The sequence below is a fragment of the Bradyrhizobium sp. SZCCHNR1093 genome (genome assembly GCF_032381175.1).
Classification (GTDB): Bacteria; Pseudomonadota; Alphaproteobacteria; order Rhizobiales; family Xanthobacteraceae; genus Bradyrhizobium.
In genome coordinates this window covers 86,534-110,965 of record NZ_JAUHJJ010000001.1, presented here as the reverse complement: position 1 = coordinate 110,965, position 24,432 = coordinate 86,534, and the positions used below count along the sequence as shown (strand labels likewise).

The following is a 24,432-nucleotide window of genomic DNA, read 5'->3' as shown; positions in this document are numbered from 1 at the left end:
ATGCAGCAAGCGCTCCGAATTCCCGTGTCCGGCGCCGAGGCGATCGACGGCGCTGACGTGATCGGGCAGGCTGAGGCCTTCCGCCACGCGAGGAAGCCAGGCGTGACCCCGGCCAAACCCGAGACGCGCGGCCTGCCGCTGGTGATCCGCGACCTTCGCAAGGCGTTCGGCGACAACGAGGTGCTGCGCGGCATCGATCTCGAGATTCCGGCCGGTCAGTTCGTCGCGATCGTCGGTCAGAGTGGCTGCGGCAAGAGCACGCTGCTCCGCCTGATCGCAGGTCTGGACAAGCCGACGTCGGGCAGCATCAGCTTCGGTGAAGCCGCGGCGCGGCCAGAGGACGTCCGCGTCATGTTCCAGGAACCGCGGCTGCTGCCGTGGGCGCGGGTGCTCGGCAATGTCGAGGTCGGCCTCGGCCGCGAGCGCAAGGCCGCCGGCGCGCATGAGCGCGCGCGGCAGGCGCTGGAGGAAGTGGGTCTCGCCGACAAGCGCGACCAATGGCCGGCGGTGCTGTCCGGCGGCCAGAAGCAGCGCGTCGCGCTGGCGCGCGCGCTCGTCAGCGGTCCGCGCCTGCTGGCGTTCGACGAGCCGCTCGGCGCCCTCGATGCGTTGACGCGGATCGCGATGCAGCGGCTGCTGGAGCGGGTCTGGGCCGATCAAACCTTCACCGCAATCCTGGTCACCCATGACGTGGCGGAAGCCGTGGCCCTGGCCGACCGGGTTCTGGTCATCGAGAATGGCCGGATCGCCGAGGACATCAGGGTCGATCTGCCGCGCCCGCGCCAGCGCGGCTCGGCGGAGCTTGCGGCGCTGGAAGGCTCGATCCTGGGCCAGTTGCTCGGACCGGGCACGACGGGTTAGGAGATAATACCGCAATGAACTCCATCGTCCGCCTCATGCCCGACGTCACCGCGCTTCAGCCCGATTTCCGCTCCGCGATGCGCCAACTGGTCGGGGGCGTGAGCGTGATCACGGTGGGGCGGGGCGATGAGGTCACCGGCATGACGGTGAGTTCGCTGTCATCGCTCTCGATCGAGCCGGCGTCCGTGATCGTGAGCCTCAATCGGAACGCCTCGTCCTGGCCGATCCTGCAGCGGGAGCGTGTTTTCGGCGCCAATCTGCTCGCCGCGGACCAGATCGGCGTGGCCGAGCGGTTCTCGGGTAAAGGCGGTCTCAGAGGCGCCGAGCGGTTCGCCGGCGCCGAGTGGCGCAAGCACGTGACCGGCGTGCCGCTCCTGGTCGGGGCGCTCGCCGCGCTGGACTGCGAGGTCGAGGAGATCATCGAGCGGCATTCCCATGGCATCGTGATCGGCCGCGTGGTGCATGTCGAGGTGGCGCCGCAAGCGGCAGCCCTGGCGTATTGGCATGGCGGCTATGTGCACGTCGACCGCGACGCGGACATCGCCCGACTTGGCCCCCTCGGCGGGGCCGATCCGCAGGACGTGCCGTAGGGGGTGAGCGGCGGTTGGTCGCAGGGTGGCGTCCCGAAGCTGAACGCCGTAAAAGCACCGCGGCCTTGAGGCGGTGTTTGCGGCGGAGCTGATGAAACGGATCGGAACCTGGGCGCTCTACGTGATCGGCACCGTCGCGATCCTGTATCTCGCGCTCTATGCCTATGCCGTGCTGACGCAACGCGAGTTCACGCCCGGCGATCCCATTCACATCTTCCGCAATCCCGAGGCGCCGAACTATTCGTGAGGTGGTGCCCGGCGACGACGCGCCGGCGTGTTCTCGCGAACCCACGGATCCGGGGACTGCTGACAGTCCTGTAGCTGCATCCAATCGTCGGTCAGAAACTGCACGCGGCAGCGGCGCCACACTTTGATGCGCCCGCCATCCGGCGACGTCTCGGCATCGGACAACGAGAGGGTGGGCGGCCGCCAGCGATAGCTGCGTTCATTGTCCCAGCCGTCACAGCCCTCCCTGCCACAGGCGATCGTTCGCGAGATCAGCTTGCCCTTGCCTGCGAAGCACCAGCTCCGGGCGCCCCATTCCTGACCCGACGACGGATTGACGAGCGGCGCGTGCGACGTCTGCTCCCAGCAGCCGGACAGCACGCCGCGCGTTGCGGCATCAGCCGGCGAAACGGCAAGCGGCGCGCCGAGGGCCAGCGCGCCGCCGAGAACGATCCGGATGGGCAGATTATACGGCGCTCGGCACGCGCGGCGTGTCGCCGGAGCCTGGCGGCGGGATCGGCACGCCGCCGTCGGCATATTCGTTGAGCTTGTTGCGCAACGTGCGGATCGAGATGCCCAAGATATTGGCCGCATGTGTCCGGTTGCCCAGGCAGTGCTTTAGGGTCTCCAGGATCAGGTCACGTTCGACATCGGCGACCGTGCGGCCGACCAAAGCGCGTGTAACCTGTTCCGCGGCCATCGTAGCATGCGCGACAGCAGGCTGGGTCTTGCCGATGTCGAGACGGGTGCCGTCCGGCGTGAGGATGGCATCCGGCCCGATCTCGTCGCCCTGCGCCATCAGCACCGCGCGATGCATCGTGTTCTCCAGCTCGCGCACGTTCCCCGGCCAGCGATTGGTGGTGAGGATGCGCTTGGCTTCCGCCGAGATCGGCCGCAGCGGCACGGCATTGGCCTCGGAGTATTTGCGCGCGAAATGCTGTGCCAGCTCGAGAATGTCGGCGGGGCGCTCGCGCAGCGGCGGGATCTTCAGGTTGACGACGTTGAGGCGGAACAGCAGGTCCTCGCGGAACGTGCCCTCGCGAACGGCGTCGGCAAGGTTGCGGTTGGAGGTCGCGATGATGCGGATATCGACCGGCACCGGGCGGGTGCCGCCGACGCGGTCGATCACGCGCTCCTGGATCGCGCGCAGCAGCTTGGACTGCAGCCGCACGTCCATTTCCGAGATTTCGTCGAGCAGCAGGGTGCCGCCATTGGCCTCCTCGAACTTGCCGATGCGGCGGGCGACCGCGCCGGTGAAGGCGCCTTTCTCGTGGCCGAACAGCTCGGATTCCAGCAGATGCTCGGGGATCGCGGCGCAGTTGATCGAGATGAAGGGACGCTTGGCGCGGGCCGAGCGGGTGTGGACGTAGCGCGCCAGCACCTCCTTGCCGGTGCCGGACTCGCCGGTGATCATCACCGAGGCGTCGGAGCCGGCGATCTGCTGGGCAAGCTTGATCACCTTCGCCATCGCCTCGTCGCGATAGACGAGGTCGCGCGAATCGTTGGCGACGGCGGCGAGCACCGCCGCGATCAGCTCGGGATCCGGCGGCAGCGGAATGTATTCCTTGGCGCCGGCATGGATGGCGGCGACCGCGGCGCGTGCATCACTGGTGATGCCGCAGGCGACGATCGGCACGTGGATGTGCTCGGCGTCGAGCCGCATCACCAGGTCGCGGATGTCGAGCGCGACGTCGACCAGCAGCAGGTCGGCGCCCTTGCCGCCGCGCAGCACGCGCATCGCCTGCTCGTTGTCCTCGGCATGGGTGACGGTGGCGCCGTTCTCCATGGCGATCTTGGTGGCCGTCGTCAACTGGCCCTTCAGCGTTCCGACGATGAGAAGCCGCATGTTGGTCTCCTATTCGGTCGCGCCGCTCTCGATCGGCACGCAGGTCATGCCTGTCAGTTGCGGTCGGACTTGATGATTTCGGTCATCGTCACGCCGAGCTTGTCTTCGACCAGAACCACCTCGCCGCGTGCCACGAGCCGGTTGTTGACGTAGATGTCGATCGCCTCGCCGACCTTGCGGTCGAGCTCGAGCACAGTGCCGGGCCCGAGCTTCAGGAGCTCGCCAACATCCATCTTCGAGCGGCCGAGCACGGCCGAGACCTGAACCGGGACGTCGAACACCGCCTCGAGGTCGGCCGCGATGCGCGCGGCATGCTCTTCTTCGTTGTAGCCGACGTCCCCGCCCAACGGAGGCGCGTCCGCGGAATTGAGGTCGGGAAGCGGGATCTCGTTGTCGCTCATGACTTAAACTCCTTCGGCCGCCACAGCGGCCTAGTTCTTCCTGGACGCCATGTAGCGTCCGACCAGCTCGTTGATCTTGGCGTCGATCGCAGCGCGCTCCAGCACCACGCCGCCATCGGCCCACTCGATGCGGCAGTCGCCGGTCGCGATCTCCGGCTCGGCGAGGATCACGAGGCGTCCCTCGAAGCCGCTCTGCTTGGCGAGCTTCTCGATCTTCTCGCGGGCGAGCTCGTACAGCGTCTCGTTGATGCGCAGCACGAGGTGTGGCGTGGCCACCAGATGCGCGAAGCAGTCGTGCACGAGTCCGACGATCTCGCCGAGCGGCTCCGCCTCGATCAGCGCCGCGCACAGCTTGCGGGCGACGGCGACCGCCACATCGACGGCCTCGGTTTCCATCCGCTGCTCGATGCCTTCGAAGCGGGCGGAGATGCCCTGCAACTGGATGTTGATCTGCTCCAGCGCCGACGCGACGCGGCGGTCGGCTTCGACCTTGGCTTCGCGCTGCGCCGCCTCGTAGCCGTTGCGGTAGGCGGCGGCTTCGGCGGCCGCGACCTTCTGTGCGATCTCGGCGGACGTGGCCGCACGCTCCCGCGTCGTCTTCTCCGGCGCGGCGAAGTCGGTATCGAACAGGAATTTCGCGGGCTGAGCCATCAATACACCAGTTCGTCGTCGGCGCGGTTCTTGCTGAGCATGATCTCGCCCTTGGCGGCGAGATCCTTGGCGAGATTGACGAGCAGGGCCTGCGCCTCGTCGACGTCGCGCAGCCGCACCGGTCCCATGGCGGCCATGTCGTCCTGCAGCATCTTGGCGGCGCGCGACGACATGTTGCCGAAGAAGAAGTTGCGCACCTCCTCGTTGGCGCTCTTGAGCGCCACGCCGAGCTTGTCCTTGTCGACATTGCGCAGCAGCGTCTGCGCCGAGGCGGAATCGAGCTTGATCAGGTCGTCGAAGGTGAACATCAGCGCCTTGATGCGCTCGGCTGACTCCCGGTTATCTTCCTCCAGCGAGGTGATGAAGCGGGTCTCGGTCTGGCGGTCGAAATTGTTGAAGATCTCGGCCATGACCTCGTGGGCGTCGCGGCGGCGGGTCTGCGACAGGTTCGACATGAATTCGGTGCGCAAGGTCTGCTCTACCCGCTCGATGACCTCCTTCTGGACCGCTTCCATGCGGAGCATGCGGCCGATCACGTCGAGCGCCATGTCCTCGGGCAGGATCGCGAGCACGCGCGCGGCATGCTCCGGCTTCAGCTTGGACAGCACGACCGCGATGGTCTGCGGATATTCGTTCTTGAGGTAGTTGGCGAGCACCTCTTCCTGGACGTTGGAGAGCTTCTCCCACATGTTGCGGCCGGCGGGGCCGCGGATCTCGTCCATGATGCCGTTGACGCGCTCCGGCGGCAGATATTGCTGCAGCAGCCGCTCGGTGGCGTCGAAATTGCCCATCAGCGCGCCGGAAGCAGACATGCGCGAGACGAATTCGAGCATCAGGTCCTCGACGACGTCGGCTTCGATGGTTCCCAGCGTCGACATCGCGAGCGACAGTTCACGCACCTCGTCGTCATCGAGCTGCTGCCAGATCTTGCCGCCATACTGCTCGCCGAGCGCGAGCATCATCACGGCAGCGCGCCGCGGGCCGCTCAAGGGCTCGGTCTTCGGGCGCTGCGCCTGGCGGCTCGCCAGCGTCGCGATCACCGTGGAAATGTCGTTGTTGTTGGCGTTGGCGTTCTGGGTCTGCGGCAGCGACATGGCGTCTACGTTCTTTTCAGTTCAGGCGGTTCACGTCGGTGGGATCAGTTCTGCTGCGGCTCGGCGAGCCACTGGCGGATGATGGCGGCGGCTTCGCCCGGGTTGCGGTCGGCCAGCTCGCCCACGCGGTGGACGGACTGGGCGTGGACCTGGCCCTGGACCTGGGCGACGTCGATCAGGCTGGCGGTCTGCTGGGCGTGAGCGGCGGCCTGGACGGTTTCGTCGGTGAGCGCCGGCAGGCCGCCGCCCAGGGCGGCGACCTCTTCGGTGGCAATGATCTTCTTCACCAGCGGCCGCACCACCATGAACACGACGACAATGCCGAGCAGCATCATCACCGCGAGCTCGATGACGTACATGACGTCATCCTTGGTGAAGTGGAGCATGCCGAGGAAGCCGGTGGGCTCGTTGATCTGCGGCACCGTGGGAGCGTCGGCGAATTTCAGGTTGACCACCTCGACCTGGTCGCCGCGCTTCTGGTCGAAGCCGATTGCGGAGCGGACCAGCGCGGCGATGCGGTCGAGCTCGTCCTTGCTGCGCTCCTGATAGACCAGCTCGCCCTTTTCGTTCTTGGAGTAGGCGCCGTCGACCAGCACCGCGACCGAGATGCGGTTGACCCGTCCGGCCTCGGTGACCTCCGTCTTGGTGGTCCGGGAGATCTCGTAATTGTTGGTCTCTTCGGTCTTCTTGCTCTGGTCCCGCGGCTGCTGCGGCGGCTGGTTCTGCTGGTTGCCCGGCAGCTCGTTGTTGACCGTGACCTGGCCGTTGCTCTCGTTGGTCGCGGACTGCTCTTCGCGGGTCTGGCTCGAGCGCAGCACGCGGCCTTCCGGATCGTAGCGGTCGGAGGTCTGAGTGATGCGGTTGAAGTCGAAGTCGGCGGAGAGCTGGACGCGGGCGCGGCCCGCACCGACGACCGAGGAGACGATGTCCTCGACCTGCTTGCGCATCCGCTTCTCGAAGGCGTTGCGGCGCTCGTCGCCGACCTGCTGGTCGATGTCGGTCTGGGTGCCGTCGGCGAGCAGCTGTCCGGCCTCGTCGACGATCGACACCCGCTGCGGCTTCAGGCCGTTGACGGCGGAAGCGACGAGGTGGCGGATGGCGCGGATCTGCGCCGGCTCGAGGGTGCCGCGCACGCGCACGACGATCGAGGCGGACGGCTCCGGGGTCTCGCGCGAGAACAGCGGCCGCTCCGGCAGGACGAGATGGACGCGTGCCGCCTGGACGCGGTCGATGGCGCGGATGGTGCGGGCGAGCTCGCCCTCGAGCGCGCGGAGATGGTTGATGTTCTGGACGAAGCTCGTGGTGCCCAGCGCGTCCGACTTGTCGAAGATCTCGTAGCCGACGCCACCGCCCTTGGGCAGGCCGCCCTCGGCGAGCTTCATGCGCAGCCGGGTGACCTTGTCCTTCGGCACCAGGATCACGCTGCCTTCATTGCGGATCTCGAAGGCGATGCCCTGCCGCTCCAGATCCTTGATGATGCTGGAGGAGTCTTCCATGGTCAGGTCGGTGAAGAGGGTGGTCATCTGCGGCGCCGTCACGCGCATGATGACGAAACCGAAGAAGCCGATCAGAGCAGCGGTGACTGCGATCATGGCGGTGAGCCGCGCGGCGCCCAAACCCTTCAGAAAGTCCAAGAGACCTTGCAAGCAACTGCCCCATAGTTCGGCATTTCGACGGGTGGCTGCTGAAAGGTGATTTGAGCTTCGCGGGCCTTTACGGCCGGTTGCATAGATCGCGAAATTCAATCCTTAACCTTCACCAACACCCGCATTCCAGGTGGCGATCCGATGTCAGCCGCTGCCCCCGCCATTCGCGGGACGGGTTGCGGAGGTTGAAACGAACCACTGGGCAATTATTGCCTATGGGAAGGTTTCGATATGGTTAACGGTGGTTAAAGGGTCCTAACAAAGTGTAGACATGCAAAAAATCGGCTTGGCAGGGCCAAGCCGATTTTCGAAGAAGTCCAGTCGCGTCGGTAACGATCTATTGGCGATATTGCTGAATTCGGGTGGTGCGCAGGCCGGCCAGACCGTGCTGGTCGATCGAGAACTGCCACGACAGGAATTCGTCGACGGTCAGGGTGTAGCGGCTGCACGCTTCCTCGAGGGATAGCAAGCCGCCGCGAACGGCGGCAACGACTTCCGCCTTCCGGCGAATGACCCACCTCTTGGTGCCTGGGGCAGGCAAATCCGCGATGGTGAGCGGGCTGCCGTCAGGCCCGATGACGTATTTCACCCTCGGGCGATGGGGTTCTGTCATGGCGTACTCACAAACTCTTAACCACTGAACTCACGGTAAGACCCTACGCCGCCTCGCTTAAAATTTGCCTAAGCCAAGGGCGCGAATCCGGCGATGTGCGCGAACGCCGCCACTTCCGGTGGCGAGACGCCCCGGGAGCGGAATCGTGGTAAATGATTGGTTAAGAATTTCCGGCGCTTACGCTGACATGTCGCCGCGGCAGCTGAGCTTGATGTTCAAGCTCAGCTGCAGGCGCATCCGTGGTCTCAGGAGCCGGTTGCGAGCCTTGGGGGCTAGCCGACGATCTGCCGGATCTGGTTGACCGTGTAGGTCTGGCCGCCGATCGTCAGCAATGGCGGCTGCTGGGTCAGGTCGACCGAGGACACCGCGCCCTGGACCTGGGTCTTGATCGCAACCGGATTGCCGTTGGTGGCGTCGGTCGCCACCGTCGTGATCTTGTACTGTCCATCCGGCCATTGCGTGCCGTCATTGCCCTGACCATTCCAGCTGTAGGTCTGGTTGTCACCGGCGTTGGCCGTATATTTGCCGGTGAAGACGGTCTGCCCGGCCTTGTTGATGATGTTGACCGTCAGATTGCAGTTCTTGGGGATGGTGAGGCCCCAGCTCGCCTTTCCACTGGACAGGCTGGTGGTGTCGCCGGCGACGACCGCGGTCTTGCCGACGAAGGCCAGCGCCTGGGTCGCCTGTGCCGTCTGCTGCATCGTGAGCAGCGAGGCCAGCTGGTCGTTGGTCTTGAGCTGCTGCTCGACGCCGGCGAACTGCACGAGCTGCTGGGTGAACTGGTTGGTGTCGAGCGGATCCAGCGGATTCTGGTTCTGCAGCTGCGTCGTCAGCAGCGTCAGGAAGGTCTGGAAGTTGCCTGCAATCGTCGAGCCTGCGCTCGAGCCGAGGTTGCTGTTTCCGGATGACGAATTGGTGTTGGTCGTGCCCGAGACTGGCGGGCTTGACGTGATTGCGTCGCCGATTGCCATGGAAGCCTCCTGTTAAACCCTGATATCCACGCCGCCTTGCGCGCCGAACATCCGTCCATAGGACCGGCCGGCGAGCTGGACCGGGACGTTTTCGTCCTCGGTCACGATCAGGCGTTGTGCGTTGCCATTCTGTTGATAATCGCCGCCGTTCTGGCCGGACGAGTTCTGGTCGCGGAGCGAGAACTGCAATCCGCTGTTGTTGCTCTTGAGGCCGGCGTCCTGCAGCGCCTGCTGCAGCTGCGGCGCCGTCTGCTGCAGCATCGCCAGCGTCTCCGGCTTCTCGACCCGCAGATGCGAGGTCACCTGGCCGTTGCGGTCGACGTCGATCCGGACGTCGATGCGGCCGAGCTCGGCCGGATCCAGCCTGATCTCGAAGCGGCTCTTGCCGTTGAGCGCGGAGGCTGCGATCTCGACGGCAAGCCCGTGCAGCGGCACAGCGGCCGCCGTGGCGGCTGTCGCGGTCAGGTTGGCCGAGGTGATCTGGCTGGTCGATACGGCCGGCGTCGACAGCTGGGGCTGCACGGCGGCCGTGGCCTGTGCGCTCGGGTCGGGCGCCGGCGCGTTGGTCGGGCTGGTCGTCGGCGCGGCATTGCGATCATGTGAGGCTGGTGCCTGCACGTTGCCATTCGCCTTCCCGTCGCCGGCCTCGACGGAGTCCGGCTTGGCTGCAACAGCGGGCTGTTGGGCGAGGGGGCCATGGCCCGGCTGCTGAGCGGCCTGGACGTCGCCATTGCCCGGTTCGGTGACCTTGCCGGCTGCGCCGTCGGCGAGCCCCGTCTTGGTCTGGGTGCCCGGCTTGCCCGTCGTCTTGGTGCCGCCGGGAACGGCCGTATCGAGCGCGGCGGTGAAGGTCTGATCGGCAGATGCGGCAGCGTCGCCGGAGGCCGCCGTTGCCGTCTCGGGCGCCGCCGCGGCGGATCCGGCTCCGTCGGCATCCTTGGCCGCGCCGGTGGATTTGGCTGCGGCCGCCAGCAGACCCGCCGCGGCATCGACCGAGCCTTGCGGGCCAACACCGGATGCTCCGACGAGCGCGGTGGCGCCGGGTGCGTTGGATGTGCCGTCGCCGTCCGCCGTGCCATCGCCGGTGGCGGGGTTGGCGAGGGTGATGTCGGGCTGGATAGCGACGGCGACCGGCGTCGGCACGGCCACGGTCTGCTCGGCTATAGCGGTCGTTGCAGCGCTCGCATCCGTGCCGGCCTGATCGCCGTCCTTCTTGTCGCCCGTCTTGCCGTCGCTGGTCTTTCCGTCGGCGGTCCCGGCCGCATCGGTCTTGGTCGGCGTGCCGGTGGTCGCGTCGGCCGTGGTATCGGGACCGCTGGCGTCGGCGCCCGCACTGCTGCCGTTGGCCTTGTCCGCCGGCTTGTCCTGCGACCTGGCCTGGGTGGTGCGATCGGCGTCGCCGGCCCGCGCCGGCTCGCGGCTCGGGGTGGAGGCGCTGCCGGCGCGCGGTGACGGCGACGTGGAGGTGGGCGGCGACGCTGTCGACGGATCCGGAGTCGCGGCGTCGACCAGCGCCGAGAAGCTGTCGGACGGCTGCGGAGCATCCTGACGGGACTGTCTCGGCGCCGTGGTCTTGAGAGCCGTGCCGGCCTGGATGTCTGACGTGACGCTGAACACCTTGGAACCTCTCGCGATGAACTCGACGAAGCAGTTCAGCAAGGAGCGGGCCAAGCCAGTTCTGTCAAAAATAGTCAACAAATTCAAATTCTTATGGAATCGATCGCGGCGTGGATCCCCCGCCGCGTCCTCGCCATTTCTGCCCGGCCGGCAAGATTTGCCGCCGGCATCTGCGACCGGCGCAATTGCTTCGCAGGAAGTGCGCCTATATTAGAGACAGATGCTTTCGTGTTGTTTCCGATCAGGACATCCTGTCGGAGATCGCCGGAAGCAAGCCATCCGCAAAGACGGCGCATGCGAGGCGTTCCCGCGCCGGGAACCCGTTGCCTGACGCCGCGATCGCAGTGACCGGATCATGCTCAACAGTCTCGATCTCGAAGGCCGTCCCGAAGACACCAGGGTCGTCGTCGCCATGTCCGGCGGCGTGGACTCGTCGGTGACGGCCGCGCTGTTGAAGTCGGAAGGCTACGACGTCGTCGGCATCACCCTGCAGCTCTACGATCACGGCGCGGCGACGCACCGCAAGGGCGCGTGCTGCGCCGGCCAGGACATCCACGATGCCCGCAACGTCGCCGAGCGCCTCGGCATCCCGCATTACGTGCTGGACTACGAAGACCGCTTCCGCGAGTCGGTGATCGACAATTTCGCCGCCAGTTACGCTTCGGGCGAGACGCCGGTGCCGTGCATCGAGTGCAACCGCGCCATCAAGTTCGGCGATCTCCTGAAGACCGCGCGCGAGCTCGGCGCCTCCGTGCTCGCCACCGGCCACTACGTCGCCTCGCGGCGGCTGGCGGACGGATCGCGCGCGCTCACTTGCGCGGCGGACAGCGATCGCGACCAGAGCTACTTCCTGTTCGCGACCACGCGCGAGCAGCTCGATTATCTGCGCTTTCCGCTCGGCGACATGACCAAGCCGGAGGTGCGCGAGCTCGCGCGCCGCTTCGGCCTGGAGGTCGCCGACAAGCACGACAGCCAGGACATCTGCTTCGTGCCGACCGGCCGCTACACCGACATCATCGGCAAGCTGCGCCCGAACGCGATGGAGCCGGGCGAGATCGTCGATCTCCAGGGCCGCGTGCTCGGTGTGCATCACGGTATCGCGAACTACACGATCGGTCAGCGCAAGGGCCTCGGCATCGCTGCCGGCGCGCCGCTCTACGTCGTCAAGCTGGACGTCGCCACCCGCCGCGTCGTGGTCGGCCCGCGCGAGGCGCTGCGGACGCATCGCATCACGCTACGCGAGGTCAACTGGATCGGTGACGGCGCGCTCGACGCGGCCGCGCGCGAGGGCCTCGAATTGTTCGTGCGGGTGCGCTCGACGCGGCCGCCGCAGCCGGCCTGGCTGCGCGGTGCGGACGGCCATTACGAGGTCGAGCTCGTCGCCGGCGAAGAGGGCGTCTCGCCGGGCCAGGCCTGCGTGTTCTACGATGCCGCGTCCGGCCGCGCCCGCGTGCTCGGCGGCGGCTTCATCCAGAGCGCTGTTGCGGAAAGCAGCAGCTTGGGCGGCAACGTGATCAGGCCGCAGCGCGTGGCCGAGCCGGTCCGCGGCTGATCAGCATCCATCATTCGGGGCAGGGGCATGGGGGACATCGACCGCGCGGGGGTCGAAAAGGCCTATGAGCGCTGGGCGCCGATCTACGATCTGGTGTTCGGCAAGGTCTTCGATCAGGGCCGCCAATCGACCATCGCGGAAGCCGATCGCATCGGCGGCCGCATTCTCGACGTCGGCGTCGGCACCGGCCTGTCTTTGTCGGACTATGCCCGGACCACGAAGATCTGCGGCGTCGATATCTCCGAGCCGATGCTGCGGCGGGCGCAGGCCCGCGTGCGCGAGCTGAAGCTCTTCAACGTCGAGACGCTTGCGGTGATGGACGCGAAGCATCTCGCTTTTCCCGACAATTTCTTCGACGCGGTGGTCGCGCAATACGTCATCACCGCGGTGCCGGATCCCGAAGCGACGCTCGATGATTTCATCCGCGTGTTGAAGCCCGGCGGCGAGCTGATCCTGGTCAACCACATCGGCGCCGAGAGCGGCCCGCGCCGCCTCTTCGAGCTCGCTTTCGCGCCGATCGCGCGCCGGCTTGGCTGGCGGCCGGAGTTCCCCTGGGCCCGCCTCGTGAACTGGGCCGCGAAGCATGGCGGCGTCACGCTGGCCGAGCGCCGGCCGATGCCGCCGCTCGGACACTTCTCGCTCATTCGCTACCGCAAGGGCTGATCGCCAGATACTCTGGCAGCGCTTTGCCATGCCCTCCGCGCGGAACGCGAGCGCGGGGTTTGCGTTGCCCCGTCATGAGCATTAGGCAATCCTTGTTCCTCTCGTTCGCACTGGCCGCGGCTGCGGCCCACGCCCAGGCGCCCCCGACGCCGGCCACACCGCCGCAGGCGACCGCGCCGGCGCCCGATGCGAATGCCGCCTGCGCGCCGAACGTCCGCGCGACGGCGACGCCCGACGGCATCACCACCGGCCGCGCCGGCGAGCCGCTCGGCGACAAGCTGGCGAAGACCAACGGCGTGTTGTGTCCGCCGAGCGGGGTCGATCCGGAGATGCACGCGCCGACCCCCGAGGGCGGCACGACGCCGGTGATTCCGCCGCCCGGCAGCCCCGGCGGCAATCCGAACGTGCAGCCGAAGTGAGCCTCTTGTGATCTGCATTGCCGAGCTGCCGCTCTCTCCTGCGCGCGTCGGCCCGTGCCCCTCGGCGAGTGGCGGATACATCCGCAAGGCCTTGGAGAGTCGCCGAGAAATCCGCTGGTGCGAAAACCGTTGCGGCCCGCGAGCTTTGCTTGACAGGGACGGAGACGCCTCCTTATATGCCGCCCGTTCACAAGGCCCCGACGCCCGCTTCGACGGGTCTTGCCTTGATCGAACACCGTGGCGGGGTAGCTCAGCTGGTTAGAGCACGGGAATCATAATCCTGGGGTCGGGGGTTCGAGTCCCTCCCCCGCTACCACGCGTGACCCACTATTGTAGTGGGCCTCTGGGAACACATCTGCCCCGAGCAATGCGGCCAGCTTTCCCTTGACTTCAATCTCAAAGTCCTCCTGGGGTCCCTTCGGGTGAACCGCGACGCCATGCACGAGGGCCCGGAAATCGTCGATCAGGGTGCCTCGGTCGTCGTCGGCACTGGCGTGGCCCGCCATCCTTTCCGCCAGCGCGTCGACGGTCGCGACATGGCGATCCAAGGTTGCCGGATGCAGGGCCACAGGGATGGGGGCTTCCGCAAGCGCGGCCCGTTCCGCCTCGACACGCTGTCGTCCCTCGTTCAGCTCTGCAATGCGTTGCCGCTCGCCCTCGATCCGATCGCGCTTCGCCTCCAGTCGCGTGCGCGTTGCGGCCGCTCCGGCAAGCCGTGTCGGGCATCTTCCTCTGAACTGATATACCTGATCACAAGATCGATGTTGCGCTGTCCTCAAGCTCAAGGGGCACGCACAATGTTGCTGCGCTGATTGTGGTCCTTGATGTGCGCCAACTCATGCATTGCGACGGCGTACGAGATAAGTGACCTGGTACTTGGAGCGCGAACAAATTCAAACTTGCCACTGACCGCAGTGCCTTCGATGGACGTTAGCACCAATCGATGTCGATCTATTCGGTAGAGCACAGGCGTAGGAGATATCGTTCGCGATCGGCGATGGTGGGCATCGTTCTCAAATTGTAAGGCTTGGCCGCGTATCTTAAATTTAGAATGAGGCATATTCGACTTGATGAAACTGATTGAGGTCAAGTCAAGCATTCAAGACCGGTAAGCGGGCGCTGTGCCATTTCGAAAGAATGCGATCAGGCACCTCGGAGGCCGTTCCTGATCGGTCGACGGGGAGGCGCTTCGCGTCGATTGGGACGAACCCGATCGAAATGAAAGCCAGTAGCACCGTTGATCCAGATCAATAGCAGTCGGCTGTAACGGCGCGATCTTTTTACAAAAGAGGTGCACCATGTCCGTGCAGTCGCCTTTGACTGACTCACCGGGACCTTCGAGCCGAGACGAACGCACTCGCCAGATCGATTCAGCAGCCTGGGCGGTGTTCTTCATCTGGGTCGGTGTCGTCATGCTCGCCGACCTGCCCTGGGCTTGGTTCCTTGTAGGAGTCGGCGTCCTCATTGTAGGCGCGCAGATCGTGCGACAGCAACGGGGCCTGAAGGTCGAGATGTTTGGTTTAATCGTGGGGCTCATCATGCTCGCGGCCGGCATCTGGGATCTTGTTGCTCTGCCCTTGCCGCTTATGCCCATTATCTTGATCGTGCTCGGCGGCTATCTGCTTTGGAAGACGCTTTCGCGAAGGGCTGAATCTTCGTAGGCGCGTGGTAGTGCGCGGCGCAGGGAGGCCGGAATGACTTGGATGACCAAATTGGTCGTGCTGGGGTTGGCCGCAGTTGGCGGCGTGGTCGCGCTCCGGTGTCTTCCGGTCGAGCCGCGGCATCGCTTGACGCGCACAGCAGGTGATTGGGTGAACAAGAAGATGCTCGCCCACATGGGGTGGATAATGGCGAGCCTTCCGGAAGGCGCCCCACCCAAGCTGGTTATGTCTGTCCTGCCCAAGCTCCAGGCGCAGAATGAAGAGATACTCGAGCTGCTACGCGTGCAGAACGAGCTTCTTCGGCGAGGGCAGAACATCAGCGAGTTAAGTTTGGACGCCTGACGCACCCTAAGCACCCGGAATGACAATAGCCGCCGGTCCCACCATTCGCGCTAACGTTTGTCGCGCAGGATTCTGGACCATGCTGGTCGTAGCCGCTGCCTTCGTCAGTGCGGCGGATGCGCGGCAGGCGCACCGGATGGCGATCTCCGGCCGGGGTGACGGCTACGACGGATATTGGAATGGTCTCATCATCACTGACGCCGGCACGTGCGATCGCACCTACAGCCCTCCCGTCCATATCGCAGGTGGACATGTGCTGTCCGGAGGAATGGCCGAGGTTGCTGGCAGTGTCCCTCGCAGCGGTGATCCCAGTCTCGCTGGTCCATCATTCGGTTCAGACGATGAGTGTCCTATCGCCTACTTCATATTTGGGTTCAGTCGAGAGTCCGCTAAACCGTTGTGGGCGCAAGTTCCAGGCACATTGGGCCGGTCGTGACGATCGGCGTCTCGCACGCGACTATCTATGATACAGGCCGACCAGAGTGGCCTCGGCAAGGGTGACCTTGCGCGCCTCGCGTTCGACGTCGCGGCACGAAGCATTCGCCCGTAGATTCAGATGATCCGCCGAGAGCGCAAGGAGCCGGAAATGATAGTGGTGGACGCCATGTCCCGGCGGAGGACACGGTCCTCCATAGCCAATCTTCCGGAAATCGTTGGCGGCCTGCTTCAGCCCGGGCTTCTGTGCTGCGCCATCCACAAGGCCGGTTTGCGTGGGTGGGATGTCGTAGACCGCCCAATGATGCCAGGTGCCGCTTGGGGCATCGGGATCGTCACAGAGCAGGACATAACTGCGGGTTCCCTCGGGTGCGTTGGCCCACTGCAGGTGCGGGGACAGGTTTTCGCCGTCGCAGGTGAAGCGTCGCGGAATAGTCGATCGGTCGACAAAAGCGCCGGACAGGAGTTCCATGGTTCTCTCCTAGCTTGAGGTGGGGACAGGCGCTGGTGTGCGCAGATATCGCTCGAACCACTGGCTGGCATGGTCGATGACGGTGTTCATTGCGCCCGGCTCTGGAAACAGGTGCGTCGCGCCGGGAATGATTTCCAGTTCCGTTGGCCCGCCAAGCCGGGTGAGCGCCTCCTCGTTCAGCTCGATCACGCCGGAGTCGGCGCCGCCCACGATCAGCAGGGTTGGCGCATGGACATGAGACAAGGCCTCGCCAGCCAAATCCGGACGGCCGCCGCGGGAGACTACGGCGGCAATTCGATGAGGCAATTGAGCCGCGGCAACAAGGGCGGCCGCGGCGCCGGTGCTGGCGCCGAACAATCCAACCGGGAGGCCGGCAATCGCCGGTTTAAGGCCTTGAAGCCAGTCGACGGCTGCGACCAGCCGCGTTCCAAGCATTCCGATATTGAAAACGTTCGAGCGGTCATGCTCTTCTTGCGGCGTGAGAAGATCGAATAGCAGCGTCGCAAAGCCGCGCTCATTCAGCCCCTGCGCGACCGCAATGTTCCGGATACTGAATCGGCTTGAGCCGCTGCCGTGTGCAAAGACGACCAGGCCGCGCGCATTTTCCGGCAGGGTCAGCGTTCCTGCCAGCCCGAAAGGCGGAATGCGAACGTCGAACGCTTGATCGATCTTCATGACACATCCGCTCTGGGTCAGCCCTTCTGGGTCAGCCCTGGAGGTTTCTGAGTTGGGCCGGAAGATGGGCCATCAATTTCTCGAATTCGCCGGGATCCAGCTTTTCCCATAGCACTTCGTAGATTCCACGCGCGGCCGTGAGGGGATCGATGGGAAATTGCGGCGGAAGCTCTCGGCCAACATGCGCTACAAATTCGTCGATGTGCCGCTCCTTGGTCGGAGTCGCCGCCATATGCCAGCCCTCGTAGTAGATGCCGCGCACGATGATTGGTAGCTGCGCGCCGAGCTTGGCTGCGACCTCCGGCGGCAGACGGTCGCGCAGCGCGTGCAGGACGGCTCGCAACGCATTGTAGGCATGGTGGCGGCTTTCCAGGGCCAACTGCTCATCGATCGCTTTGAGCCAAACATTGGTTTCCTGAACCGAATGATCCAATGCAGTCACACCCGTTGTTGTGCTCATGGTCTCGCTCCCAGGACAGAGACAGATGGTCAATTAGTCGCAGCCTGTCCTCGGCCTGCTTTGACCTGCCGCAAAGTTCCCCGAAGGAGGGCAACAAAATGAGCGCCGCCGGGCGTTCTGGACCGGCGGCGAGTTACCTGGTTGAGGGCGTCGGGCCGGGTTGATTTCGCGCAAGGCCGTGCGCGGGCGGCGTGCTCAGATCGGTCGCCTTTTCTGAGGAGCAAGATCATGCAAACCCCGGCTCAAATCGAATTCGAGAATCTGACGCCGTCTCCTGAGCTGCAAGCTGCGGTCAGCCAGCACATTTCCGAGCTGGAAAAGCGCTTCGGTCGAGCGACCGCAGGGCGCGTCATCGTGCGAGGCCCTGGCGAGCGTCACAAGACGGGCGGTCAGTACCAGGTAAACATCCGGCTCGTTCTTCCCGACGGGCGCGAAGTCAACGTGGGCCGGACGCCCAAGGAGGATGAAAGGTATGCCGACCCGACCTTTGCAGTGGACGACGCTTTCAAGCGGGCGCGGCGGCAACTGCAGGATCAGGTGCTTGTGATGCACCGCGAGACGAAGCACCACCAAGGAGAGCCGGTTGGCACTGTGCTACGGATCGATCCTAGCGGCGAATTCGGGTTCCTCGAGGCGGACGACGGCCACGAGGTCTATTTCAATTGCAACAGTGTTCTGGAAGGCCGCGCGAACATCGCCGTCGGCGCGCGTGTCGGCTATGTCGAGGAGCTCGGAGAAAAGGGGCCTCAGGCCAGCACGGTCAGGCTCCTGAGCAAACACGGCATGCGGACGTAGGTGGTTCCTCATCTCAATTGGTGGTGTGCTCACAATGGACAGTAGCTGGACGCCTCGTACCGCACGGACGCGGAGCGATCGGTTGCGCCTTTTTGCCTTGAATGGCAGCACGGAGCTGGGCGAGCGGATTGCGTCCTCATTGGGTTGCAAGCTGGCGGCCCACGAAGAGCGCAGCTTTGAAGACGGCGAGCACAAGGTTCGGCCACTCGATACGGTTGCCGGGTGCGATGTCTTTGTCGTTCACAGTCTTCACGGAGGTCCGATTGAGAGTCCGAACGACAAGCTTTGTCGTCTGTTGTTCATGATCGGCGCACTGAAAGACGCAGGTGCCACGAGCGTGACCGCGGTCACGCCATATCTTTGCTATGCGCGAAAGGATCGCAGAACGAAAGAGAATGATCCCGTGACGATCCGTTACCTGGCGTCGTTGTTCGAGGCGGTCGGCACGGCCAGGATGGTGACGCTCGATGTGCATAACGAGGCTGCCTTCGAGAATGCATTCCGCTGTCCTTCGATTGCACTCACCACGGCGCCGCTGCTGATCGGAAGGATAAAATCAATCGCCGGCGACAGGCCGATCAGCGTCGTCTCTCCCGATCTCGGTGGTGGCAAGCGGGCCGATCTGTTGCGGGAGGCATTGCAAAAGGCCTTGCAGAGACCCATAGGCAAGGCCTTCGTCGAGAAACATCGCAGCTCCGGCCGGGTGTCCGGCGACCTCTTTGCCGGCGACGTGGCTGATGCGTTCTGCGTCGTCGTCGACGATCTCATCAGCAGTGGCGGAACCCTGGTGCGTGCGGCGAAAGCGGCGCGCGCGCACGGCGCAGGAAGTGTCATTGCGTGTGTCGCTCACGGCCTGTTCATGCCGGGGGCGGAAACGGCACTTGCGGACGCGTCTATCGATCACATTATCGCGACGGACACCGTTCCGCCGTTTCGGCTGCGCCCGGGTCCGGTTCTCGCCAAGCTTGAGGTGATCTCGGCGGCTCCGCTGCTGGCAGAAGCCATCAGACGGCTGCATCAGAACGAGTCGCTGGCTGATTTGATGATGTATCAGGCTTGACGAAGCCTTGCTCGAATCATCGGGCGAGCAGCCGTTCAAGCCGCTTTGCATCGGCTTCGGCAAGGGCGAGATAGTGGCGCGCGACGCGGGGCCATTTTTCCGGCGTGCGCGGCCGGGCATCGAGCAAATGCGCGATGGACAAGCGCGCCCGTAGCATCGCGCGACCAACTCGATAAAACAGGAATACGCCGCTGGCCGGATCATCGTGCAGCGTGCGTGCCAGCCCTTGTCGGATCGTGTCGCCGAACCATCGGCTGCCAAGCCGTTCGCATTCCAGGTGCAGAAACGCGATCTCGTCCAGTGCATCGCTGGCCCGCAAACGCGAATTGAACTCGAGACAGTCGATGATCGGATGGGCAGGCGTGAGCCAGATGTGCTCTGGTCTCAGGTCGCCGTGACCATCGACGATAAGCCTTTGCGAGACCCGATCGATGAGGATCCGGGCGTTCTGCTTGAGAAATCGTCGTTGAACGGATGCAACGCGCAAGATCGTGCCGTGCGGCAGGGCGAAGCGTCGATTCAGCAGGACTTGCAAATCGAGGACGGCGGCTTCGTGCAACGAAGCCAAATAGGTCTCTGGGTCGATCAGGACCCGCGAAGCATGCGAATAGAACCCGGCGAGAACCGCTGCGAGCTGGTCGGCATCGGTCTGGCGAGCGGTGCCGTTGCGCAGCATGGCCTCGAGCGTTTCGTCCTCGTTCAGTCGGCGCATGACGACGAGCCAGTCAGCCACCGGACCGGAGCCGCCGATCGCGTACCCCGAAGCAGTCTCGGTCAGCGGAACGACGCCGAGATAGACGTCGGGTGCCAGCCGGTGGTTGAGGCTGGCTTCTGCCAGGCAGGCCGTCCTGCGGCGAGCCAGAGTCGAAAAATCGAGATAGGCAAAACGGACCGGCTTCTTGAGCTTGTAGACCCGCCCGCCATTCATGAAGACCCAGGACATGTGGGTCTCGCGCGTCTGAAGGCGGTCGGGAACGGGAGTGTAGCCCTCGGGGCGGCTCAGGAATGCGACCTTGCCGGAAAGGGCAGAAACGCTGACGTTCTCGGCACCGTCCGTCGTGAGCTCGTTCTGGCGGTCCAGCATGACAATCACTTGCCAAACGAAGACCGAGACAGTTTGACACCGATCAACGATCCCGGGCGCCGGAGCAATAATCTGACAAAAATTCAAGCGGATCTGCCGACATGTTGTTTCAGGACCGGGAAGACGCCGGCCGTCAGCTGGCAAAAACCTTGCTGAAGTACAAGAGCCGCCATCCCGTGATTCTGGCGTTGCCTCGGGGCGGCGTTCCCGTGGCGGCTGAGGTGGCCGAACGGTTGGAAGCGCCGCTCGATCTGGTTCTGGTGCGCAAGATCGGCGCGCCCATGCAGCCAGAGCTCGCGATCGGGGCGGTGGTGGACGGAGACGATCCGATTATCGTTCGCAATCAGGACGTCATCGATCTGACCGGCGTGAGCGAGAAGACGTTCGACGCCATCTGCGCCGGTGAGCTTGCCGAGATCGACAGGCGGCGCGAGCTTTATCTTGGCGGTCGCCTGCGGTCCGACGTCAAAGGGCAGGTCGCGATCATCGTCGACGACGGCATTGCGACGGGGGCGACGACGCTCGCAGCGATCCGCGCGCTGCGAAGACGAGAGCCGAAGGAGTTGGTCCTAGCCGTCCCGGTCGCGCCGCTCGAGACCTTGCAGCGGTTGCACACGGAGGTCGATGCAGTCGTTTGCCTGGACACGCCGCGAGACTTTGGCGCGATCGGCTACTATTATCGTGACTTCGGCCAAGTCAGCGATGACGAGGTCATCGCAACCTTAAAGCGGTTCCCGGCGAAGACGACGACGACACCGGCCTCCTGATCTCGGGGTTGCTCATGAATACGTCGTCAAGCGCGCTCCTGACGGACCTGTACCAACTGAACATGGTGCAGGCGTATCTGGAAGCGGGCCAGACGCAGACCGCCGTCTTCGAATTCTTCGTCCGGAAGCTGCCGGCCCAGCGCAACTTCCTGGTGGCGGCCGGTCTGGAGCAGGCGCTCGAGTTCCTGCGAGGTCTGCGCTTTTCCGACGACGAACTGAGCTGGCTGGTACGAAGCGGCCGGTTCAGCGCGAGCCTAATCCATTATATCGCGGATTTCCGCTTCAGCGGTGATGTCCACGCCATGCCGGAGGGCACGGTATTCTTCGCCAACGAACCTATCCTCCGCGTCACGGCGCCTCTCCCCGAGGCTCAGCTCGTCGAGACCCGCTTGATCAATCTGTTGCATTTCCAGTCGCTGATCGCGTCCAAGGCCGCCCGCATGGCGCTGCTCGCGCCGAACAAGCTGTTGGTCGATTTCGGGCTGCGCCGGGCTCATGGCGCGGAAGCCGGTCTTTTGGCAGCCCGCGCCAGCTATATCGGGGGCTTTGCCGGGACTGCGACCGTTCTCGCCGAGAAATGCTTTGGAATCCCTTCCTATGGCACGATGGCGCATTCGTTCGTCCAATCGTTCGATGACGAGACGGCAGCGTTTGAAGCTTTTGCGCGAGCAAGACCGGAGGATCTCGTGCTGTTGATCGACACCTATGACACGGAGATGGCGGCCAGAAAGGTGGTGGCCTTGGCTCCCCGGCTGCGGGCCCTTGGCATTTCCATCCGTGGAGTACGGATCGACAGTGGTGACCTGGTGGCGCTCTCGAGAAGCGTCCGGCGGATCCTTGATGAGGGCGATCTCGAGGACGTGACCATTTTCGTCAGCGGCGGCATCGACGAAGAAGCGCTGTCTTCCTTTGCTTGCGAGGCCGCCCCCATCGACGGTGTCGGGATCGGCACCAGCCTGGCGACATCCTCCGATGCCCCCGCCCTCGACTGCGCCTATAAGCTACAAGAGTATGCAGGCACGCCGCGGCGAAAGCGTTCGACCGGCAAAGCGACTTGGCCGGGCCGCAAGCAGGTGTGGCGTCGCTATGATCCCGACGGCCACATGACATCCGACGTGCTCTCGACGGAAGATGATGTCCGAGAGGGAGAAGCCCTGATCGTCCCTGTCTTGCAACAAGGGCGTCCGGTCACGCATCAGCCCTCGCTCCAGGATATCCGCGCCTACGCCCGGACTCAATTGGGGCGACTGCCGAGAGCTCTTGAGGGACTCCAGGTCGGCTCGTCCTATCCGGTCCATGTGGCGGCACGGCTCCGAGAATTGGCCGCTGCTGTCGACTTGAAGACGAAGTAGGTTGCTGCGGCTAATTCTCGTCATCTGTATCAAGAGCGGAACGCCCGGTGTGCGCCTAGAAGGCGTGGAGAGCGCCTATGCCGGTTCAGAATGCCGAAATTGCCAAGATGTTCGACCAGACCGCGGATCTCCTGGAGGTCAAGGGCCGTTCTCGCGCGTATCGTAACGCAGCCCGCCTGATCGAGCGCCTGCCCAAGAGCATCACCAGCCTGCTGAAGGCTGGCGAGGATCTCTCCGAGCTACCTGGGATCGGCAAGGACCTCGCGGGCAAGATCGAGGCCATCGTAACGTCGCACAAGTTCGATGTGCTTGACCGGCTCAGGCGCGAGCTGCCGGGTGACCTCGGTGAGATTGCGGCGCTTCCCGGGCTCGGGCCCAAGAGCGAGCAGAAGCTCTTGCTCAACGAAGCGCCGCATCAGCTTCCCCGCAGAGAGAATCATCAAATCCGGCTGTTGCCGGTCGGGTGATGGTACAGACGGTGTACCTCCAGCTTCGGAAATACGCCCTCCATTCGGGGGACCGACGTTTCGTGCCATAAGCGGACCAACCACTTGCCGCTAGATCGTACGCGCTGTTGATGGACCAGCTGCGGGGGCAGTGACAGTGCAATCAATTGACAAACGGCACCGCCAAGGAGCGCCATTGTTGCTCTGCGAGTTCAGTACGCATTCAACGTAGTCCGCTAGAAGCGATAGTTGATGCCCACGCGAACGATCTGGAGTTTCGTGCTCACCGTATGGTTGGCTACTTGTCCAGGGGGGCCAAATCCGGGTGCGTTATTGAAAGTCGAATAGGAGAAGTTGCCGAGGTCGGCGTAGAGATACTCAGCCTTCGCGGACCAATGGTCTCGGAATGCCCATTCGACGCCACCGCCGGCTGTCCAGCCGACACGGGTGCTGCTGCGGCCGCCGACATGACATTCATTCAAGCCGTTCACGATCGGGCAGCCGTCGGCAAAATCCCACGCAAATCTCTTTGATGCGTCGACATTGGCGATCGCCGCGCCGCCCGTGCCATAGATCATGAATCGGTCAAAGGCCCAGCCAACGCGCCCTCGGACCGTGGCGAACCAATTCATACCAATGTGGTCGACTGATGCAACCGTTCTCCCCGATACCGGCTCGACAACATTGCCAGTGTTTCGCGACACGTTGCCATCAATGCCGTTGAAATCGCCCTCGATACCCAAGACCAGGTGCGACCAGCCTGCCGTTGTTGGCTGCCAGTTGCATCCAACCTGTCCTCCACCGGTAATGCCGGTGTGACTCGAGCTCGCCAGACCGGCATTGTTGATTGCCGTTCTTGCAATGCCACTGATGAGATTGGGCGGGAACGGAGGCGCGTCGGTCGTCAGGTTGTGTTTCACCTGGCCCCCGCCGAGGTTCGCGCCGACATAGCATCCCGTCCAACTAAACACGGCGAGCGGCGCAGCGCGGGGCGGGGCCTTTAGCGGCAGATCGGCCGCCGACGCGGCCTGCGCAAATGGAAGGATTGAAACAGCAGAAATGATTGCGATGGATGCGTTACGCATCGTTGCCTCCCACCACCAGACCCGAGCCATGCTATTCGGTGCGCGGGTCCGTGGGCAATAACGTCTGGTTGTTTCGTATGTAAATTTCAACCCATCGTGACATTTTAACCACAGGTTGTATGTTGTAAAGTATGAAGCTCATTCATCGCGCGACCTTGGATTAAGGATACATTGCTCACCTAACAACGCCGAGATGCCGGGAGCCGCAGTCCATTGCTGGGGATCACCGTGGTTTCGGGGGCGCCTATCGCGCCGGGGGCGGGGGACCTTGTGGCGTGTGCCGGGGCAACTTTCCCCGCGCTCCCTTTGCTCGGCTCGATAGGCCTGTCCGCTGATCGGCGGGTTGAGATGATGAGATCGTGTCCGGTTCCACCACGTCTGGGTTGCTTCTGATGGCTCTGAAAATCATGCTTGCCGGCTTTGCCGTGTTTCCTTTGGTGCTGCTCTGGTTCGGAGGTCCGATCGTCTGGACCGCCCTGCGAACTGGGCGGCTGCTTGGTCGTGGCGCCGTCTACGATCGTGACGTGCAGCCCAAGATGTACTTTTTTGGCTTGGTGTTCTGGCTTTGCATATTTCTCGTTGTGGCAGGGAATAGCGTATTAGTGCTCATGCATGTCGACGATTGGCTGTTCAATTGAACGCCACCTGC

At 64.2% G+C, this 24,432-nt stretch carries 29 protein-coding genes and 1 tRNA gene; 16 read left to right on the top strand and 14 right to left on the bottom strand.

Features of this window, described 5'->3' with window-relative positions:
* The 3 genes from QX070_RS00545 to QX070_RS00535 all read left to right on the top strand — a co-directional run bounded on the left by QX070_RS00545 (position 1) and on the right by QX070_RS00535 (position 1,698).
* Positions 1-861, top strand: a complete 861-nt coding sequence (locus QX070_RS00545; protein ID WP_315733874.1) for an ATP-binding cassette domain-containing protein — start codon at positions 1-3, stop codon at positions 859-861.
* A gap of 14 nt (positions 862-875) precedes the next feature.
* The gene (locus QX070_RS00540) at positions 876-1,451 is read left to right on the top strand and encodes a flavin reductase family protein (RefSeq protein ID WP_315733872.1); all 576 of its coding nucleotides are present in this window, start codon (positions 876-878) and stop codon (positions 1,449-1,451) included.
* Between the two features lie 91 nt (positions 1,452-1,542).
* Positions 1,543-1,698 carry a hypothetical protein gene (locus QX070_RS00535; RefSeq protein WP_315733870.1) on the top strand — a complete coding sequence of 52 codons (156 nt, stop codon included), beginning with the start codon at positions 1,543-1,545 and terminating at the stop codon, positions 1,696-1,698.
* Here QX070_RS00535 and QX070_RS00530 read toward each other — a convergent pair.
* The 9 genes from QX070_RS00530 to QX070_RS00490 form a co-directional block, all read right to left on the bottom strand.
* Complete coding sequence (locus QX070_RS00530) at positions 1,689-2,213, bottom strand: hypothetical protein (RefSeq protein WP_315733868.1); 525 nt, start codon at positions 2,211-2,213, stop codon at positions 1,689-1,691. The genes QX070_RS00535 and QX070_RS00530 overlap by 10 nt on opposite strands.
* Positions 2,143-3,522, bottom strand: coding sequence for a sigma-54 dependent transcriptional regulator (locus tag QX070_RS00525; protein ID WP_315733866.1), 1,380 nt, complete (start codon positions 3,520-3,522; stop codon positions 2,143-2,145). Before QX070_RS00525 ends, QX070_RS00530 begins: the two co-directional genes overlap by 71 nt.
* Positions 3,523-3,575: 53 nt before the next feature.
* The gene (gene fliN, locus QX070_RS00520; RefSeq protein WP_315733864.1) at positions 3,576-3,923 is read right to left on the bottom strand and encodes a flagellar motor switch protein FliN; all 348 of its coding nucleotides are present in this window, start codon (positions 3,921-3,923) and stop codon (positions 3,576-3,578) included.
* A 30-nt stretch (positions 3,924-3,953) separates the two neighbouring features.
* Positions 3,954-4,574: a FliH/SctL family protein gene (locus tag QX070_RS00515; protein ID WP_315733862.1), complete on the bottom strand. Its 621-nt coding sequence runs from the start codon at positions 4,572-4,574 to the stop codon at positions 3,954-3,956.
* On the bottom strand, positions 4,574-5,668 hold the full coding sequence (fliG, locus tag QX070_RS00510) for a flagellar motor switch protein FliG (RefSeq protein ID WP_315733860.1): 1,095 nt from the start codon (positions 5,666-5,668) through the stop codon (positions 4,574-4,576). Before fliG ends, QX070_RS00515 begins: the two co-directional genes overlap by 1 nt.
* A gap of 44 nt (positions 5,669-5,712) precedes the next feature.
* Positions 5,713-7,314 carry a flagellar basal-body MS-ring/collar protein FliF gene (gene fliF / locus QX070_RS00505; RefSeq protein WP_315733858.1) on the bottom strand — a complete coding sequence of 534 codons (1,602 nt, stop codon included), beginning with the start codon at positions 7,312-7,314 and terminating at the stop codon, positions 5,713-5,715.
* A 337-nt stretch (positions 7,315-7,651) separates the two neighbouring features.
* Entirely contained in the window at positions 7,652-7,927 is a 276-nt protein-coding gene (locus QX070_RS00500) for a DUF1153 domain-containing protein (protein ID WP_002714638.1), read from the bottom strand.
* A gap of 272 nt (positions 7,928-8,199) precedes the next feature.
* Positions 8,200-8,898, bottom strand: a complete 699-nt coding sequence (locus QX070_RS00495; RefSeq protein WP_315733856.1) for a flagellar hook assembly protein FlgD — start codon at positions 8,896-8,898, stop codon at positions 8,200-8,202.
* A gap of 12 nt (positions 8,899-8,910) precedes the next feature.
* On the bottom strand, positions 8,911-10,515 hold the full coding sequence (locus tag QX070_RS00490; RefSeq protein ID WP_409998863.1) for a flagellar hook-length control protein FliK: 1,605 nt from the start codon (positions 10,513-10,515) through the stop codon (positions 8,911-8,913).
* Positions 10,516-10,870: 355 nt separating this feature from the next.
* On the opposite strand from QX070_RS00490, the gene mnmA reads away from it, so the two are divergent.
* The 7 genes from mnmA to QX070_RS00455 all read left to right on the top strand — a co-directional run bounded on the left by mnmA (position 10,871) and on the right by QX070_RS00455 (position 15,152).
* Positions 10,871-12,067, top strand: a complete 1,197-nt coding sequence (mnmA, locus tag QX070_RS00485) for a tRNA 2-thiouridine(34) synthase MnmA (protein WP_315733852.1) — start codon at positions 10,871-10,873, stop codon at positions 12,065-12,067.
* Positions 12,068-12,094: 27 nt separating this feature from the next.
* The gene (locus tag QX070_RS00480; RefSeq protein WP_315733850.1) at positions 12,095-12,730 is read left to right on the top strand and encodes a class I SAM-dependent methyltransferase; all 636 of its coding nucleotides are present in this window, start codon (positions 12,095-12,097) and stop codon (positions 12,728-12,730) included.
* 74 nt (positions 12,731-12,804) lie between these two features.
* Positions 12,805-13,149: a hypothetical protein gene (locus QX070_RS00475; protein ID WP_315733848.1), complete on the top strand. Its 345-nt coding sequence runs from the start codon at positions 12,805-12,807 to the stop codon at positions 13,147-13,149.
* Between the two features lie 239 nt (positions 13,150-13,388).
* Positions 13,389-13,465 (top strand) — tRNA-Met (locus QX070_RS00470).
* A gap of 106 nt (positions 13,466-13,571) precedes the next feature.
* A complete protein-coding gene (locus QX070_RS00465; protein WP_315733846.1) occupies positions 13,572-13,961 on the top strand; it encodes a hypothetical protein in 390 nt (129 codons plus the stop codon).
* Between the two features lie 486 nt (positions 13,962-14,447).
* Complete coding sequence (locus tag QX070_RS00460) at positions 14,448-14,810, top strand: hypothetical protein (RefSeq protein ID WP_315733844.1); 363 nt, start codon at positions 14,448-14,450, stop codon at positions 14,808-14,810.
* 33 nt (positions 14,811-14,843) lie between these two features.
* Positions 14,844-15,152 (top strand): hypothetical protein, encoded by a 309-nt coding sequence (locus tag QX070_RS00455; protein WP_315733842.1) that lies wholly within the window; start codon positions 14,844-14,846, stop codon positions 15,150-15,152.
* Between the two features lie 457 nt (positions 15,153-15,609).
* Here the strand turns inward: QX070_RS00455 and QX070_RS00450 are convergent, their stop codons facing one another.
* From QX070_RS00450 to QX070_RS00440, 3 genes are read right to left on the bottom strand one after another with little or no spacing between them, the layout of a single operon-like run.
* Entirely contained in the window at positions 15,610-16,059 is a 450-nt protein-coding gene (locus QX070_RS00450; protein WP_315733839.1) for a YbhB/YbcL family Raf kinase inhibitor-like protein, read from the bottom strand.
* 9 nt (positions 16,060-16,068) lie between these two features.
* Positions 16,069-16,734 carry a dienelactone hydrolase family protein gene (locus QX070_RS00445; protein ID WP_315733837.1) on the bottom strand — a complete coding sequence of 222 codons (666 nt, stop codon included), beginning with the start codon at positions 16,732-16,734 and terminating at the stop codon, positions 16,069-16,071.
* Between the two features lie 31 nt (positions 16,735-16,765).
* Positions 16,766-17,194: a DUF2267 domain-containing protein gene (locus QX070_RS00440; RefSeq protein ID WP_315733835.1), complete on the bottom strand. Its 429-nt coding sequence runs from the start codon at positions 17,192-17,194 to the stop codon at positions 16,766-16,768.
* A gap of 228 nt (positions 17,195-17,422) precedes the next feature.
* On the opposite strand from QX070_RS00440, the gene QX070_RS00435 reads away from it, so the two are divergent.
* Both QX070_RS00435 and QX070_RS00430 read left to right on the top strand, forming a co-directional pair.
* Positions 17,423-17,989, top strand: a complete 567-nt coding sequence (locus QX070_RS00435; RefSeq protein WP_315733833.1) for an HPF/RaiA family ribosome-associated protein — start codon at positions 17,423-17,425, stop codon at positions 17,987-17,989.
* A gap of 82 nt (positions 17,990-18,071) precedes the next feature.
* A complete protein-coding gene (locus QX070_RS00430) occupies positions 18,072-19,049 on the top strand; it encodes a ribose-phosphate diphosphokinase (RefSeq protein WP_315733831.1) in 978 nt (325 codons plus the stop codon).
* A 16-nt stretch (positions 19,050-19,065) separates the two neighbouring features.
* Here the strand turns inward: QX070_RS00430 and QX070_RS00425 are convergent, their stop codons facing one another.
* Entirely contained in the window at positions 19,066-20,133 is a 1,068-nt protein-coding gene (locus tag QX070_RS00425; protein ID WP_315733829.1) for a hypothetical protein, read from the bottom strand.
* Positions 20,134-20,234: 101 nt separating this feature from the next.
* Between QX070_RS00425 and QX070_RS00420 the strand changes: the two genes are divergently transcribed.
* The 3 genes from QX070_RS00420 to QX070_RS00410 all read left to right on the top strand — a co-directional run bounded on the left by QX070_RS00420 (position 20,235) and on the right by QX070_RS00410 (position 22,719).
* Positions 20,235-20,900, top strand: a complete 666-nt coding sequence (locus tag QX070_RS00420) for a phosphoribosyltransferase (protein WP_315733827.1) — start codon at positions 20,235-20,237, stop codon at positions 20,898-20,900.
* Between the two features lie 14 nt (positions 20,901-20,914).
* Positions 20,915-22,252, top strand: coding sequence for a nicotinate phosphoribosyltransferase (locus tag QX070_RS00415; protein ID WP_315733825.1), 1,338 nt, complete (start codon positions 20,915-20,917; stop codon positions 22,250-22,252).
* A gap of 77 nt (positions 22,253-22,329) precedes the next feature.
* Positions 22,330-22,719, top strand: coding sequence for a helix-hairpin-helix domain-containing protein (locus QX070_RS00410; protein ID WP_315733824.1), 390 nt, complete (start codon positions 22,330-22,332; stop codon positions 22,717-22,719).
* A gap of 215 nt (positions 22,720-22,934) precedes the next feature.
* On the opposite strand, the gene QX070_RS00405 is transcribed toward QX070_RS00410, so the two are convergent.
* Complete coding sequence (locus QX070_RS00405) at positions 22,935-23,783, bottom strand: outer membrane protein (RefSeq protein ID WP_315733823.1); 849 nt, start codon at positions 23,781-23,783, stop codon at positions 22,935-22,937.
* Between the two features lie 359 nt (positions 23,784-24,142).
* Between QX070_RS00405 and QX070_RS00400 the strand changes: the two genes are divergently transcribed.
* Positions 24,143-24,421 carry a hypothetical protein gene (locus QX070_RS00400; protein ID WP_315733821.1) on the top strand — a complete coding sequence of 93 codons (279 nt, stop codon included), beginning with the start codon at positions 24,143-24,145 and terminating at the stop codon, positions 24,419-24,421.
* The last annotated feature ends 11 nt before the right edge of the window (positions 24,422-24,432 follow it).